Source organism: Streptomyces niger, assembly GCF_000718305.1.
Lineage (GTDB): Bacteria > Actinomycetota > Actinomycetes > Streptomycetales > Streptomycetaceae > Streptomyces > Streptomyces niger.
The window spans coordinates 152,324-167,523 of record NZ_JOFQ01000010.1 but is presented as its reverse complement, the minus strand read 5'-3'; the positions used below and the strand labels follow the sequence as shown (position 1 = coordinate 167,523).

The window sequence follows — 15,200 nt, the reverse complement described above, 5'->3', positions numbered from 1 at the left end:
GCGGTGAGAGGAACCCGTTCCGTGGCATCACGCTGGGATCTCGGCGGTCTGCTGCGGCCCGTCGAGGACGAGTACTACCAATTGTGGTCGCTGACTCACTCGATCGGAGCCGGCGGCCAGGGTGAGGTGTGGCTGGCCCGAGGCGGTCGCACCGCCGTCAAAATGATCACTGCGCCGTCCCAGGAAGCAGCAGAGGCCGTTCATGCTCGGCTGCGTCGCATCCAACGCCTCCCGCTGGACGGTGTTCCGCTGGCCCGCGTGCATGCCTTGCTCGCGCCGCCGAAGCTCGGTTACGTGATGGAACTGGCCGACGAGATGGTGCCCCTGGACACGTTGTGCGTCCCTGATGAGGAGGACCTGGCGGCCTGGTACGTGCGCACCGGTGGCCTGGAACGCCGACTTCGCCTGTTGGCTCAACTCGCAGACGCCGTTGCCCGGCTCCATGCTCGCGCCATCGTGTACCAGGACCTGTCACCCTCGAACGTTCTGGTGTCGGCCGCCGTCGAACAGCAGGAAATCCGGCTCATCGACGTGGACAATCTTGGCCTCGTCTCGACAGTCGAGTCTGCTGCGGTGCACACCCCTGGGTATGGAGCACCGGAGATCGTGGCGGGGCGCAGCGGGGCCACCACGCTGGCTGATGCGCATGCGCTCGGCGTTCTGATCTTCGAGACGCTCACGGCGAACCATCCGTTCAGGGGAGACGAGGTCCTGGACTCCGATCCCGCCTATCAACAGGAGTACGCAGACTGCTTCCGTCTTCCCTGGATCGACCATCCCACTGACCGTACCAACGAGTGCTCCGTAGGCATCACGCCTCGGCAGGAGCTGCTGTCCGGTCAGCTGTGGGAGCTGGCCACGCAGTGCTTCGTGGCGGGTGTGGCCGATCCTCTGCTGCGGCCGTCGGCTGCCCGGTGGGCAGCGGCCCTCCACTCGGCGGCGGGACAGACGGTGGAATGCCCGGAGTGCGGGTGGGCCTACCGCGCCGTTGCGCCTTCGTGCCTCTCATGCCGGAGGCCCAGAGACAGGGTCTGGGTATTGCGCCACGGACTGACCGGTCCGGTGGGCATCGAGCCGCAAGCTCAGTCGGAAGGCGGTGACGACATGCCGGATGCCGAGTTGGCGGAGGTCCCCCTCCCCGATTTCACCGTGTTCCGTCCTGGCGGGACGACGGCACTGACCGCCCGGCATACCTCACCTGCCCCGGACCGGCCCGACGCGGTGGTTGCTCAACTGCGGCTGCACGGCCGGGACGCCACCGTACTGAACGTTTCGCGGGCCAGCCTCTGGCTGGATCATCAGGACGGACGGCCGTGGCGGGAGATTGGCCAAGGAAGCCAGGCAACCTTACCTGTCGACGGGCGCACCTGGACCCTCCACTTCGGAAGGCAAGGCGCCATTCACCGCTGGGTACGCCTGATGGCATTGGAGGCAGGTGCGTGAGCGTTCGCCTCAAGGAACCGGTCATGCCGTCCCGTATGCCGGGAGAAGGCGTCTTCGTGTCGTTCTTATGGAGCCGAGTGCCTCAGGAGTGTGCCGGCCGGACCCTTCCCGACGGCAGCGAGGTACGTCTCTCTTGCCGGCCCACGGGCCAAGTTGACCTGGTCACGGACACCGGAACGTTCGGAATCAAGCCGGCGACTCCCGAGGACGAACGGAAGCTCGTCGAAATCGAGGCAGCCGGCAACAGTTGCGTAACGGTCACCGCTCATCCAGTCCGGCCGGAAGCGCCCGCGTCCGACGCATCGCGCCGGCCTCGTAGAGGAAAACAGCACTCGCCCGTGCCGGAGCACGACGAGCCCTTCACCTTACGGGTGCACCTCTACGCCCCCGCCGTAGGGCTCGCTGTCCCGCTCACCTCGGGACTGCTTCTCGATGTCAACGACGCCGTCGTGGAGGATGCCGCGAAGTACGCGGATCGGGCGGACACTGCCAACGTCGCCTCCGTCATGGATTTCATGAGACGCGAGCTCTTCCTTGAGCCCCGCCCCGGAGCCACCACGGACGCCAGGCGCATGGTGGTCTCGGCCGGGCCGTCTGGCAGCTTCGAGGCCGGCTTCCGGGTGCACGGCCCAGGGCTCATGGCTGACGTCGAGAAACACCATGGTGGCTACCGCGTCGTTCGCCTCCTCAGCTCGATCCATGACCAGCGCGTCGACGATCAGAAGGCGTTGGCCGTGGGGGCCATCGACTTCCGTGACATGTCCGCCAGACAACGCGACCGCGAGCGCATCCAGCAGGGACTCGACCTGGTGGCCAGCCAGAACAGCTACCTGGCAATGTGGGATAGGTACCAGGAGCTGGAGGCCCACTACATCAGGGGCCGTATTCGCGGCTTCGGAATCATCCGTTATTCCGACGTCAAACTCGAGTCCGACGGCCGCTGCGCGTTCACGGTGGACCTCAACCGGGCACTTCCTGCCACCCGAGCCGCGCTGGAGAACACGGCAGCAGTCGAGCGCGTCGAGATCGAGGCAGCAGCGGAGGTTCCGGTCTCCGTGACGGACACCGCGATGACAGATCGGGAGTGGTTGGTCGCCTCCCGCGCCCAAAGGGTGCGGGCCTGGGTCGGTGAACCTCTTGGATACGACAGCGTCACCGAGACCTTGAGGCTCGCCGGCACCCTCAACGACCAGCAGGACCCGCCGCCTCGAGGGTGGCTCTACCTGGCACACCGCGGTGATCAGCGTCGGCTCGACCGGCGTGAGAAGGCCATGCAGAAGCTCCGCACCGACGGTGCGCACATTCCTGCGCTGCCGAGCCTGCTGGAGGGGAAATTCTGGCCGCAACCGGCACAACGGCGAATCACCAAGCTCTCCCCTTCCGCCATCAATTGTTTCGCTCCTCACGGCCCGACGCCGGCCCAGCGGGAAGCGGTCCTCACTGCTCTTAACACACCTGACGTGGCGATCATTCAAGGACCTCCGGGCACCGGCAAGACGCAGGTGATCGCTGCACTGGTCAACCAACTGGGTGATCAGGCACAGGGCGGTGACGTCGCCGGGAGTACCCTGCTGACGAGCTTCCAGCACGCGGCAGTGGACCATCTGGTCAGCAGAGGTTGGGTCTTCGGGCTGCCGCCGCTCAAGGTCGACTCCCGTGGCCGGGGCAGTAAAGTGGCCTTGGACACCTGGCGAATCGAGGCAGCCCGTGCCGCCGACCTACGGCTGCGCGAGCGCCCGGCGGGGCGTCATCTGGCTGCTGGGCGAGCCGCCGCCGAGCTGGCTGCCATGTACCGAGTGGCACCGGTCCCCCCGGAGTTCTTGCCGCAATTCCTCGACCAGGTGCTCTCTGAGCTCGGCGACGTGGCTGAACCGGCACTGGTCGGAGAACTCCGCAGTCACAGGGACAGGGCCGAGGCGCATCGCAGGAGGGTCGCGGCCATAGCCGACGCCGAGGTGCGCGCGGACCTCCTGCCTTACATCAGGTCGCTACGCTGCACGGCGACCGGATTCCAGGACGACGGGCCCAGAACGGCACGAGCGCTGCTCACCCGGCTCGAACTCGCCGACAGCCCGCTGATCGACGATGTCCCGTACGAGGGCCCCCTACGCGCGGCCGTCGGCGCCACTTCGCCATCACCCGAACTGCTCGACTCGCTCGGCGCGCTGCGCGATGCTCTGCTCGACTGTCTCGCCGCACGCGTCCGACTGCCTGACGTCACCGTGGCCGATCCCGCGGTCGTCGACATCCTGGACCGCATGGCCGCACAACTCCAGGAGGCCGTGACCCGATCACCCGATGCTATCGCTGCGGCGCTGCTCGATTACCGTGACGATCTGCGCAGCGATCCGGAAGGAGTCGACGACACTCTTCGCGCTTACACCGTCTCGCTGGCCTCCACCTGCCAGCAGGCCGTTTCCAAGGCCATGGTCGAAGTCGGCCGTCAGGACGGAGTCTTCGAGTCGGTCATCGTGGACGAGGCCGCACGGGCCAACCCACTGGATCTGCTCATTCCGCTCTCCCAGGCCCGCCGGCGGATCGTGTTGGTCGGCGATCACGCTCAGCTCCCCCACATGCTGGAACCCGATGTGGAGCGCGAACTGAGTTCGCTCGGCGACGACGTCCGTGACCGGTTGCAGGAGAGTTTGTTCCAACGCCTCGCGCGGCAGTGGGAGCACGGATCACGCGACGGCCACTCCCGGTTCGTCCGCCTCGACACTCAGTTCCGTATGCATCCCGTCCTCGGAAGCTTCGTCAGCGACAACTTCTACGACAGGAAACTGCGCAACGGTCGTGACGCAGCTGAATTCGTCCACGGGATCGACCGATACGGGGAAGTTCCCGCAGTGTGGCTGCCCGTGCCGCTGTCCACCGGTGGCGAAACCCGACGGGGAGCGAGCCGGGCGCGGCACGCCGAGGCGGTCGTCATCGCAGCAGAGATCTCCGCGTTGATCGAGCAGCACCCGAAGATGACCTTCGGCGTCATTTCCTTCTACGCGGCACAGGTCACCGAGGTGTGGAAGGAACTGAAGAAGGCTGGACTCGCGGAGTACACCGAGGCGGGCGGATGGCGGCCGGTGTCCCGGCTCTGCCGTGACGAGGACGGCACACCACTCGACCGGTTGCGGGTCGGCACCGTCGACGCTTTCCAGGGTATGGAGTTCTCCGTCACCTATCTGTCCACCGTGCGCAGCTGCGCACCCTCCGCACGCACCGACGCCAAGCGCGCTTACGGGCACCTGACCGTTACCAACCGATTGTGCGTAGCGATGAGCCGCCAGCAGCGTCTGCTGGCAGTGGTCGGCGACGATGACATGTTCGGGCCTGACAGCCCCAAGGCGGTCGAGCCCCTCGCCGCGTTTCTGGAACTGTGCAGGAAGGGGGGCGACGGTCGTGTCATTCAACCGTGAGACCCCGGTCTTTCAGTTGGCATTCCCGCCCCGTGGGCGGTACAAGCCCCTTCTGCTCCCCGTGTGGGTTCACCAAGTAACTGCACCGACCGGCTACGCCCGCACACTGGACGTATTCCAGACCGTGGTGTTGCGCCTGTGCGCCGCTGGCGTCCGCGATGTTGGTGACCTCTCCCGGTTGATCGGACTGGACGCCGCCCTGTGCCGTACCACCATCGCCCGGCTCGTGGAGGGCGGATTGATGCAATCCGGACTGAAGCTGACTGAGGCAGGACGACGTACGGTGGCGGAGGGAGAGGTGGCGGAAGCAGAGCCTCGGCTCGTGCGTGTCTTCCAGGACCCGGCCACCGGGACGCTGCTTCCCCGCATCCTGGTCGCCGATCCGGTACGCGCCGATCTTCGGATGCATCGCGGCCGCTGGGTCACTATCCAGTTCGGTACTGCCGGCGCCTCCCGCGAGGTCAGTGCGCTGACACTGCGGACCAGCGGTTCTTCCATGCGCCCGTCGGAACGTGATGTGCTCGGAGCCTGTAGAAGCCACGACCATGCGGCCCGCGGTGTGCGCGGAGTGTCCCGTGACCAGGCCAACACCGAGGTGGCGGCTCGGCGGGTCGGCTTCCACGGCGCTGCGAGCCCGGCTCATCTGGTGTGCTACGTCGTCGAAGGGGATGACGGTTCTGGGCGCCAATGGACCGTTGAAGACCCCTTCGCGGTCGGTGACGGCCGCGCCTTCGCCGACCTGCTGGCTGGTCGCATCGAAGGCGACGAGCAGCTGGGGCGGCTGATCGACGACTTCCTCGGCGGGAACCGCCGTGACCGGACCGCAACGGCGCGCAAGGTCGACCGGGAACTCGCCGAGGTGGCTCGTGACGATGTCGTGCGCGCTCTCGGGGAGGAGGTCCGGGACCACCCGGAGGTGTTCAATCACCTCGCGGACATTGAGTTGGCGCTCGTCAAGGACACTGCGCGGGAGCGAGAGAACGCCGCACGCAATGCGATCCGCGTCTTCGAGTGCATCCTTCCCGGACTCAATGAACTGTTCCCCGCCCGACTGCCGGAGTCCACGGTGCCTGGGGTACGTGAGCGTACGTTCGTGCTGGCTGCTCAGCGCCTGGGCGCTACCTCCGTGCCGCCGGAGATGCGCAAAAACTGCAGGAATCCGAACAAGCAGCTGGCCGGGGACATACTCAGGGCCGTCTGGGCGGCCGGAGAGAATCCCCGGCATCCCTTCGCCGCATTCCTCCGTGCGCGTCCCACGCTCCTTGAGGACCTCGACCGGTCACGGATCCTGCGCAATAACGCTACGCACGGATCGACCGGTGCTCCAGCACCCGACGAGCTGGAGCACATGCGGACTCTCGCCTACGACGCAGCCCGCCACCTGCTCGGTCTCAGCGGTGGCCGATCCACAAAGAGCAAGAGGTGAACTGACGACATGGGGAAGAAGCAGACGCGAACGCGTCGAAAGGCAAAAGGAGCGGTGTGGCCGGGGCAGCCGGCTGCGTCTCAGAACCCCGCGACCCCCCGCGCTCGTCAGCAGGTTCCGGCGGCGGCCACCACCGGCCCGAAGGAGACGGACGGCACCGCAGAATTGCTGACCGAGATACAGCAAGTTGCGGAAGAGGCACGAGAGGCTCTCACTGCGGGGGGTGACGACGGCGACGCGGTATCCGAGCTCGAGAGGGCCTGGCGGCTCTACCGCGCGCTCGCCGAGCGCCAGGCAGCAGCCGCAGACGCCTTGGCAGTACAGGCTGAGTGGCTTCGTACCGAGCGGGAGAAGCTCACGGTCGCAGTCACCCGTCAGACGGAGGAGGCCACCGCCCTACAGGAGAAGCGCGCCGCGCTCGATGCTCGTACGGAGATCCTTGACGACCAGGAGCGCTCACTGGCCGACCGCGAGCAGGCGGTGGAAGCGCAGTTCGCCGAACGTCGCCTTGAGGCGGGCCGTGAGCTGGAAACCTGGCTGGCCGACCAGCGCCGAACGGCAGTCGCCGCCCTCGACACCGAACGACAGGACTGGCAGTCCCGGTGGAGTGAGGCACAACGACGTCTGGCCGATGCGCAGGCGGCTCTGGACCAGCGGGAGAGCGAACTCGCGCAGCAGGAACGAGACCTGCGATCGGCCCGGCTTCGCCTGGACGACGAGCGAGAGGACGTCGACCAGCTCAAGGCCGCGCTCAAGGAACAACAAGCCGCTCGCGCGGAACGGTTCGAGCGTGAGGTGACGAGCCGCACCGACCAGTTGCTTCAGCAGATGGAGGAGGACCGCCACAGGCTCTCCACCCTCACCGAGGGCAACAAGCGTCTGAGCACCCGGCTGCGTGAGTACGACAGTGCCCTGGCCTCTCTCGGGGGTATGACTCTGGAGCAGGTCGTCGAGCGAATAAGCGAGCTCCGGGCCGAGAACGCCCGTCTGTCGGAGGAGAACGCCACTGCCCCACGGGCCGATGCGCGCATGCTCGAGCAAATGCGGCAGCAGGTGGTGCAGCTCGCCGCGGACAACGAAGAACTGGTGCGTGAGCGCGGAGAGCTGGAGTCCGCCTTGCAGCGTGATCGCATCGCCGTCAACGAGCGCCAGAACTACCTGGAAGCCAACAACTGGCTGCGCGCTGCAAACAGCCAGCTCCAGCAACTTCTCAATGAGGAAGCGGCCAAGCTCCAGGCCACTGCTCAGGCAGGCAAAGAGGGACACGCCTTCCCAGCCTGTTCGCGTATGGACCGGGAATTCGGCACACCGCAGCCGTCCGGGGCGCACGCTCCAAATTTGCCCGAGCTCGTGCGACAGATGCAGGCAGTCATGCGACAGAAGGCGGGCCTTTCCTACCACCTGTCCGACCTGCGCTTGGTTCTGGCGGGGATGGCAATGAGCCGTCTCCATCTCTTCCAGGGAATCAGCGGAATCGGCAAGACCGGGCTGGCCTGTGCGCTGGCCACCGCCTTCGGTAACGACAGCAGTGTGGCCGTGGTGCCCGTCCAAGCAGGCTGGCGCGATCCTCAGGATCTCATGGGCTATTACAACAGCTTCGATCGGATCTTCTATGAGTCCGAGTTCACCAAAGCCCTGTACCGTGCGCAGTGCCCTGCTTTCAAGGACCGCCCCTTCTTCATCGTCCTCGACGAGATGAACCTTTCCCATCCCGAGCAGTACTTCAGCGGAGTGCTGTCGGCCCTCGCCATCAAGGACCGGCCCCGACTGGCTCTGACCACAGCGCCGGTCAAAAACCCGCCCGATCTGCTCATCGACGGGACCCACATCGCTATCCCGGAGAATGTCTGGTTCATAGGAACCGCCAATCACGATGAGACGACCGTCGGATTCGCCGACAAGACCTATGACCGATCCTTCGTGCTGGAACTGCCCTGGCAGCACCCGGACCTACCGGAGACAGCGCCGGCATTCCCAGAGCCCTTCGCGTACCGCAGTCTCAGCCAGGCATTCACCGAAGCGCAGACCGCCTATGGTGCGCAGGCCGTCGGCATCATCGATTTTCTCGACGACCAGTGGCGTGATCGTTTCGCCGAAGAACTCGGCATTGGCTGGGGCAACCGACTGGAGTTGCAGATCAAGGAGTTCGCTCCGGTCGTGGTCGCTGCCGAGGGGAGCCCGGGGGAGGCGCTGGACCACCTTCTGGCTACGCGCATTCTGCGATCCCTGCGGGGACGGTACGACATCCATGCGGACACCCTCGAGACGCTGCGCACCGAGCTTGTCGAGAGCCTGATGCAGTTCGACGGCGCTCACAAACCTGTGGCGACGCAGCGGCTACTGGACGACGAGATCCGCTCGCGTGGTCGGCGATGACTCGGGAAGCGAGCGAACCCGAATCTGACTCCGCCCTCGTTCGGCACCTGCTGGCGTTGTCCTCCCGGCTCACTGAGGAGGCCACGGGGCTCAATGACTGGCTGGCCATGCCACCGATCATTCTCGACGTCTCCGACGAGACAGAAGCACTGCCAGTGGAGGAAGCCTTCGAGCGTGAGTCCGGTGCCCTGCGGACAGTGTGTCACCGTCCGTACATGCGGCTGCGTACGGCTCAGGAAGTATTGCCGATCTCGCGAGTGCGCTCCATCGCTGCCGGCGCGGCGGCACGTCTGGCTGCCCACCCGGAGGACTGGGTCTCGCACACGCTCGCTGGTGTTCGGCCGGGCCGTCTGCTGGCGCGGCGCAACGAGGAGGACGCCGACATCTATGAGAACCGGGTCGCTGTTGCTGTCCTCAACGTCATGAGGTCGCATCTTCAGCAGCGTATTGCGAAGCTGAGAGACCTGCGAAAGATGGTGAGCGATGTACACGGTCTGTTGATGTCCTCAGAGGAAAGCTCTTGGCGGACCCGGCGGAATCTGACCGGGCTGCTGAGAAATGTCGAGGACTCCAGCAGGCACCACGAGGCCGCGCAGGTGCGCTTGCGGGAGCTCGAATCGTCCCTCGCGGCGGTGGAGGTCATGCTGAACTCACCACTCGCACGCGCGGTTGATCACCGCTCCGTACCGCCTCGCGAACTGCACCCGACGAATCTGTTCAGCAGCGACCTGCATTACCGCAGGGTGGCCGTGCTCTGGCAAGCCTGCACCGCAATTGAGGCCGTCCGACCTCGAGCGGCCGAAACAGACCGCCGCCACCAGGAAGTTCGCACTGCCTTCGAACGCTTCACCGGTCTCCTTCTGATGCTCGCCTGCAGGCTGCTCCAAGCAATCCCGGATGCGGATCAACCGGCTCCTTGCCCCGGCCGCACCAGCCGCTTCCGCATGCGGGGCACGTCGTTGACCGTGACCTGGGCTCAGTCCGGCGAGTTCACCGTCCACTGGCGTGGACGATCGGTGCTACGCGTAGTGCCGGTCCCGGCCGACCTGTGCACAGCGCCCGATGCAGCCTCGGTCGCTGCGTTCATCGCCGACGTTCGCCGAAACCGACCACTGGCCGAGGGTGAGAGTGACCTCATCGTCTATCCAGGTGCACTCCTCTCGCGCCAGAATGCGGATCCCCGCGTCCTCCAGGCCGCATATCGCGTCGGGCATCGCCACGGTGATGCAGTCGGGCAACCCGCCGGCGTTGCTCCCTTGTCCCCCTTGGACATTTTCAGTGTCAGCCGTCTGATGCGCGCCATCCAGTGGGCGACCCTGGGCGCCGACGCCGGCTGCTACCCATACACGGTGTCCATGGCCGCAGGCGAGCGGTCTGCTCTCGCGGCCTGTAGCTGGCTCGAACCCCACTCTGACGGTGTGGCTGTTGTACGTCCGCCACGTCCGGAAGAGCTGGAAGAGCTGCCCCGGCTGTTGAAAGGGAACCGTGTACGGCGGGGTGGCGGCCGGGCAGCGGAACACGAAGCCCAGAGACTGCGTACCGTGCGTGTGGAGCTGGAAGACGCCGCTGCCCAGACCGAGCTTCTCGCGGTGTGTCCGATATGCGCCAAGACCGGGACGCAGCGCCAGACGGTGTTCGAACCGCGTGAGAACGGCCTGTTCGCGGCAGCCTGCTTCTCATGTCGCACCCGGTGGGAGCTCCGCCGTTGCCTGGCCTGCAGCAGCACCTTCCCGTTACTGGATATGGACGGTCTTGCCGCCGCCGGTGCTTCTGAGCCTCACCTCGACCGCCGGCTCGGGGGTGTCTTCCTGGCGGCTCCATGCTGGGCTGAAAGCGGCACAGGTCATGCGATCTGCCCGGCTTGCGGTACCTGTGGCCAGGAACCGCGAGTTGCTTCATGCCCTCGCGGGTGCCCGGTTCGCGAGCCGAGCTGAAAAGGAGGTATTGAACCGAATTCGCTAGTGGAAGAACCCCAGGTACGGCAAGAACACGTCGGCGGCACTTCGAGGCATTACCTCCATCGCGAGCGAAGCTTGGCAGAAACAACGGCCGGTGTCCGAGTGGTGGCGGGACACCCCCCCGGCGCGCCGTGTCACCAGCGCATCGCGGTGAAGTCGACCGGCCGGGGCGTCAGTTGACGGGTGCGCACGGCCAGCTGCCGCAGTCGCTCGGCCATGTGCTCCGCCGGCAGGTGCCGGCGGTCGCCGTGGCCGGGGAGCAGCCACTCGAAGCGCAGCCGCCCCGCGGTGCGTGCCAGGGAAGCGGCCAGCTCCTCGATGGAGTACCAGGTGACGCTCTCGGCCACCTCGATGTCGCCCGTCGTGCGGGACCAGTAGAAGCTGTCCCCGCTGAAGCAGTACCGCTCGTCGGCGACGTACAGCACGCTGCCCCGGGTGTGGCCGGGCAGCGGGTGCGCGACCAGCCCCGGGCCGACCTCCGTGCTCTCCGTGCCGCGCAGCACCATGTCGGCGTCGGGTGCCGCGGCCAGGTCGCCCTCGTGGATCCAGAGCCGGGCGGCGAAGCGGTCCGCGTACCGGCGGCCGTGTGCCGCGTGGTCCCGGTGGGTGAGCAGCACGTCGGTGACCGGGCCGAGCGCCGCGTACTTCGCGGCGAGCGCCTCGCTCCAGCGCGGGGTGTCCACGAGTACGAGGTTCCCCGCGGGACGGCGTACGAGGTAGGAGTTGGCGCCGGCGGTCCGCCGGGAGTTGTGGCCGCAGAGGGAGACGGTCGCGTCGAGGGCCAGGGGGAAGGGATCCAGTGCCGGGTCCAGGCGGCCGGATGCGGGGCGGACGGAGCGGGTCGGGCAGGCGAAGGCCGCGGCGTGCACCGCCCGCTCCTCCGTCGCGTCGCGTGGCTGGCGCACCACCTCGGAGCGCCGGCCGACCCGGTCGATCAAGCCGGGCGCGAGCTGCCTGGCCACGTCGCAGTCGGTGCACCGATCGTCCACGTACCAGTCGTTGTCCATGGCGCCAGTACAACGGCTGTGAAGGGGAAAGTGGAAGCCTCGTCGGGTCTTGTCTTTGCTGGTCAGGAGAGTTCTCACCGGTGTTGCACCTAGTGGCGAGTGCATGACAACCAGGTCACCCGCGGTCGCGGCGCACCGGGCAGTCAGGGCATGATCGCCGGTGCGCCGCGACCGGTCTGCGGCAGGCTCAGCCGGCCTGCGGGAACGGGCTGTTGCCCGGGTCCGTGAGGGACATGCCCAGTTGGGCGCGCTCGGTGAGCCAGCGGGTGGGACGGTAGCGGGGGTCGCCCGTGGTGCGGTGCAGGGCCTGCTGGAGGGCGAGCAGGCGGGGCGCGCCGATGGTGTCACCCCAGGCGAGCGGGCCGTGCGGGTAACCCAGGCCGGTGGTGACGGCGAGGTCGATGTCGGCCGGGGTCGCGAGCCCACGTTCCGCGATCGACGCCGCGACCGAGACGATCGAGGCGAGCAGCCGCTGCGCGACGGAGCCCGCGGCGTCCCGTACGACGGTCACCGCGTACGGGTCCGTGGCGTCGCCGCCGGGCGCCGCGAGGACCGCGCGGGCGTCGGCCGTCACCTCCGGGTCGGTGGCCGGCGTGGCTGCCAGTACGCGGCGGCGGGTGGACAGCGACAGCGGGTCGACACCCAGGGTGCGGGCCGGCGGCAGGCTCAGCCCCGCCACCGCTTCGGCGACCGTCGTGCCCCAGGTGGCGACGAGGACCAGCGCGTCGTCGGCCGGGCGCGCCGCCTCGTCGAGCACCGCGCCGGACGCGGCGAGCGCCGAACGCAGCGCCCCCGTACCGGGGCCCGTGCCGGCCACCCGTACGGGCCGCTTGGCGTCGCCGGTGACGGGCGGCTCGGGGACGGCCGCCGGCGCCGGGTCCTCGGGACCGTACACGTACCAGCCGCGGCCCGCCTTGCGGCCGAGCAGCCCGGCGGTGACCCGGTTGGGCGTGAGGAAGGACGGGCGGAGCCGGTCGGCGTGGCGGAAGCCGTGCCAGATGGTGTCGATGACCGCCGCGGTCACGTCGAGCCCGGTGAGGTCCATCAACTCGAACGGGCCCATTTTCAGGCCGAGCACGTCGCGTGCGATGCGGTCGATGCCGGGTACGTCGGCGACGGTCTCCTCCAGCAGCGCCAGCGCCTCGGTCACCAGACCGCGCCCGGCGTGGTTGACGAGGAAGCCGGGGGTGTCGGCGACGACGACGGCGCGGTGGCCGGTGCCGGCCACCAGGTCGGTGAGGAGCGCCGGAATCTCGGGCCGGGTCGCCGCGCCCGGGACCACCTCCACGATCTTCATCAGCGGTACCGGATTGAAGAAGTGCAGGCCCGCCAGGCGGGAGGGGTCGGCCAGCGTGGCGGCGATCGAGGTGACGGAGAGGGAGGAGGTGTTGGTGGCGAAGACCGTGGACGCGGGCAGCGCCTCGGCCAGCTTCCCGAAGACCTCGGCCTTGGTGTCCAGGTCCTCCCGGGCCGCCTCGATGACCAGCTCGACGCCGTCGCCGGGCGCCCAGGGGGAGTCCAGCGGCACGATGCGGGCGAACGCGTCCGCCGCCTCCGCCTCGGTCAGCCGGCCCTTGGCGGCGGCCCGGTCGAGCATGCCCCGCACGAAGTCCACGGCCGAGCCGACCGCCTCCGTACGGATGTCGGCCAGCTCAACGGTGTGGCCGGCGGTGGCGGCCCACTGGGCGATGCCGCGGCCCATCACACCGGCGCCGACGATTCTGATACGCACCTCGGTGAGTCCCTTCTGGTCAGCGCAGGTACACGCGGTCCGGGTCGACATCCTCGCGCAGCAGGCGCAGTTCGTCGGCGCCGGGCGGCCGTACGGTCTCCACCGTGTCGGCGACCGCGAGGTCCCAGCCGGTGTTCTCGCGCACCTGATCCACCGTCACGCCCGGGTGCACGGCCACCAGCGTCAGCTCCTCGCCGACGCCCGCGCGGGCCAGGATGCCCAGCTCGGTGATGACCCGGGTGACGCCCGTTCCGAGCGGGCGCAGGCCCTCCTCGACGGCGCGGTCGGGCCCCGGCGTGGTGCAGAAGTCCAGCTTCTCGGTGAAGGACCGCGGGTCGTGGCGGCGCATCACCACGAACACCTCGCGGGAGTTGGCCATCACCTCGATCGCGCCGCCGGAACCGGGCAGCCGGACCTTCGGCGCGTCCCAGTCGCCGATGACGGAGGTGTTGAGGTTGCCCCACTTGTCGATCTGCGCCGCGCCGAGGAACCCGACGTCGATGTGGCCGCCCTGCAGGACGTACCCGAAGAGCGCGGGCATCGACAGGACCGCCTCGGCCCCGGTGATCAGCACCGCGTCGGCGATGGTCTCGGGCAGGTGCGAGGGGTGCGCGCCGCACACCCCGGACTCGTACACGATCTCCAGCTGCGGCGCGACCGTGAGGTGCGCGAGCGAGGCGGCGAGCGTGGGCAGCCCGATCCCGGCGAACACCGTGCGCCGCGCCGCCAGTTCGCGCGAGGCGACGACGGCGAGCAGTTCGGACGAGGTCACGTCGGTGGTGGTGGTCGAATCCGTCATCCCAGTCGCCTCCCGTAGTTCACCGGCAGGCTCATCGCCTCGCCGACGGCAAGGGAGTCCCAGAACTCCTCACCGAGCTTGCTGACGTACTCCGCGTGGTCCGCGGTGCCGTACACCCACTCCTTCAGCCAGTCCCGGAGCCGGTCGGGGTCCTTGCTGATGCCGGACCAGGCGCGGTAGAAGGCGTTGTCCCGGTCGTAGTAGCCCTGCGCGAAGGACGGGTGGGCGCCGCGCGGGCAGGCCACCACCGCGTCCACCGCGTGCGAGGGGATCACCGTGCGGTTGGGGTCGGAGCGGACGACCTCGTCCTCGACGATCTCCTCGACGACCACGACCGCCTTGTCCGCCGCGTACACCGCCTCCGCCTGCACGCCCGTCAGGCCCCAGATCTGGGTGTTGCCGCTGCGGTCGGCGCGCTGCGCGTGAATGATCGTCACGTCGGGGTTGACGGGCGGTACGACGTAGACCTGCTCCGGCTCGCCGTCCGGGCCCGGGAAGGGTGAAGTGACCTTGCGCAGGCCGTCGTTGACCGAGGGCAGGTCGCTGCCGCCGTACGAGCGCAGCGGGTAGAAGGGCAGCCGCTGGGCGCCCGCGAGGTAGCGGCAGATCATGCCGTAGTGGCTGTACTCCTCGAAGATCAGCGGCTCCGGGTCGGCCTTCTCCACCCGGCGGCGCAGCTCACCCAGCGAACCGGCCGAGGAGTTGCCGACGAAGGAGGAGACCAGCCGGGACACGCAGCCGGCCGCGAGCATCTGGTCCACGACGATGTCGGCCGTCATCCGGACGACGGTGAGGCCCCGGCGGCCCTGCCGGATGATCTCGTGCCCGGCGGCGGTGGGGATGAGGTGCGTGAAGCCTTCGAGGGAGACGGTGTCCCCGTCATGGACGAAGGAGGAGACGGCCTCCCGCATCGTCATGGTCTTGTCCACGGTGCTCCTCGGCGTGCGGGGTGGCGGATCCGGTCCCGCATACCGTTTCACCGGCCATTGATCTCCGTCCAATACCGAATTAAGGTCAGACTGATATCCAGCAGAACATAGTCGGTACGG

9 protein-coding genes are annotated in these 15,200 nt (G+C 68.0%); 5 read left to right on the top strand and 4 right to left on the bottom strand.

Annotation, left to right across the window (positions count from 1 at the left end):
* Positions 1–21 precede the first annotated feature (21 nt).
* The 5 genes from IF20_RS20960 to IF20_RS38005 all read left to right on the top strand — a co-directional run bounded on the left by IF20_RS20960 (position 22) and on the right by IF20_RS38005 (position 10,589).
* Positions 22–1,443, top strand: a complete 1,422-nt coding sequence (locus IF20_RS20960; RefSeq protein WP_052866790.1) for a protein kinase domain-containing protein — start codon at positions 22–24, stop codon at positions 1,441–1,443.
* Positions 1,444–1,781: 338 nt separating this feature from the next.
* Positions 1,782–4,853: a DEAD/DEAH box helicase gene (locus IF20_RS20955; protein ID WP_052866789.1), complete on the top strand. Its 3,072-nt coding sequence runs from the start codon at positions 1,782–1,784 to the stop codon at positions 4,851–4,853.
* Entirely contained in the window at positions 4,837–6,279 is a 1,443-nt protein-coding gene (locus IF20_RS20950; RefSeq protein ID WP_052866788.1) for a hypothetical protein, read from the top strand. Before IF20_RS20955 ends, IF20_RS20950 begins: the two co-directional genes overlap by 17 nt.
* Positions 6,280–6,288: 9 nt before the next feature.
* On the top strand, positions 6,289–8,655 hold the full coding sequence (locus tag IF20_RS20945; protein WP_199896688.1) for a hypothetical protein: 2,367 nt from the start codon (positions 6,289–6,291) through the stop codon (positions 8,653–8,655).
* Complete coding sequence (locus IF20_RS38005; protein ID WP_110944384.1) at positions 8,652–10,589, top strand: DUF2357 domain-containing protein; 1,938 nt, start codon at positions 8,652–8,654, stop codon at positions 10,587–10,589. Before IF20_RS20945 ends, IF20_RS38005 begins: the two co-directional genes overlap by 4 nt.
* 158 nt (positions 10,590–10,747) lie before the next feature.
* On the opposite strand, the gene IF20_RS20930 is transcribed toward IF20_RS38005, so the two are convergent.
* The 4 genes from IF20_RS20930 to IF20_RS20915 all read right to left on the bottom strand — a co-directional run bounded on the left by IF20_RS20930 (position 10,748) and on the right by IF20_RS20915 (position 15,068).
* Entirely contained in the window at positions 10,748–11,620 is an 873-nt protein-coding gene (locus IF20_RS20930; RefSeq protein WP_052866784.1) for an MBL fold metallo-hydrolase, read from the bottom strand.
* Positions 11,621–11,807: 187 nt separating this feature from the next.
* Positions 11,808–13,352: a 3-hydroxyacyl-CoA dehydrogenase gene (locus IF20_RS20925; protein ID WP_052866828.1), complete on the bottom strand. Its 1,545-nt coding sequence runs from the start codon at positions 13,350–13,352 to the stop codon at positions 11,808–11,810.
* Positions 13,353–13,371: 19 nt separating this feature from the next.
* Positions 13,372–14,151 carry a CoA-transferase subunit beta gene (locus IF20_RS20920; protein ID WP_052866783.1) on the bottom strand — a complete coding sequence of 260 codons (780 nt, stop codon included), beginning with the start codon at positions 14,149–14,151 and terminating at the stop codon, positions 13,372–13,374.
* A complete protein-coding gene (locus tag IF20_RS20915; RefSeq protein ID WP_052866827.1) occupies positions 14,148–15,068 on the bottom strand; it encodes a CoA transferase subunit A in 921 nt (306 codons plus the stop codon). Before IF20_RS20915 ends, IF20_RS20920 begins: the two co-directional genes overlap by 4 nt.
* Positions 15,069–15,200: the final 132 nt, after the last annotated feature.

Excerpts from the sequence above, each read along its gene's own strand:
- IF20_RS20945 (WP_199896688.1), top strand. The coding sequence starts at position 6,289 with ATGGGGAAGAAGCAGACGCGAACGCGTCGAAAGGCAAAAGGAGCGGTG.
- IF20_RS38005 (WP_110944384.1), top strand. The coding sequence starts at position 8,652 with ATGACTCGGGAAGCGAGCGAACCCGAATCTGACTCCGCCCTCGTTCGG.
- IF20_RS20930 (WP_052866784.1), bottom strand. The coding sequence starts at position 11,620 with ATGGACAACGACTGGTACGTGGACGATCGGTGCACCGACTGCGACGTG.
- IF20_RS20920 (WP_052866783.1), bottom strand. The coding sequence starts at position 14,151 with ATGACGGATTCGACCACCACCACCGACGTGACCTCGTCCGAACTGCTC.
- IF20_RS20915 (WP_052866827.1), bottom strand. The coding sequence starts at position 15,068 with ATGACGATGCGGGAGGCCGTCTCCTCCTTCGTCCATGACGGGGACACC.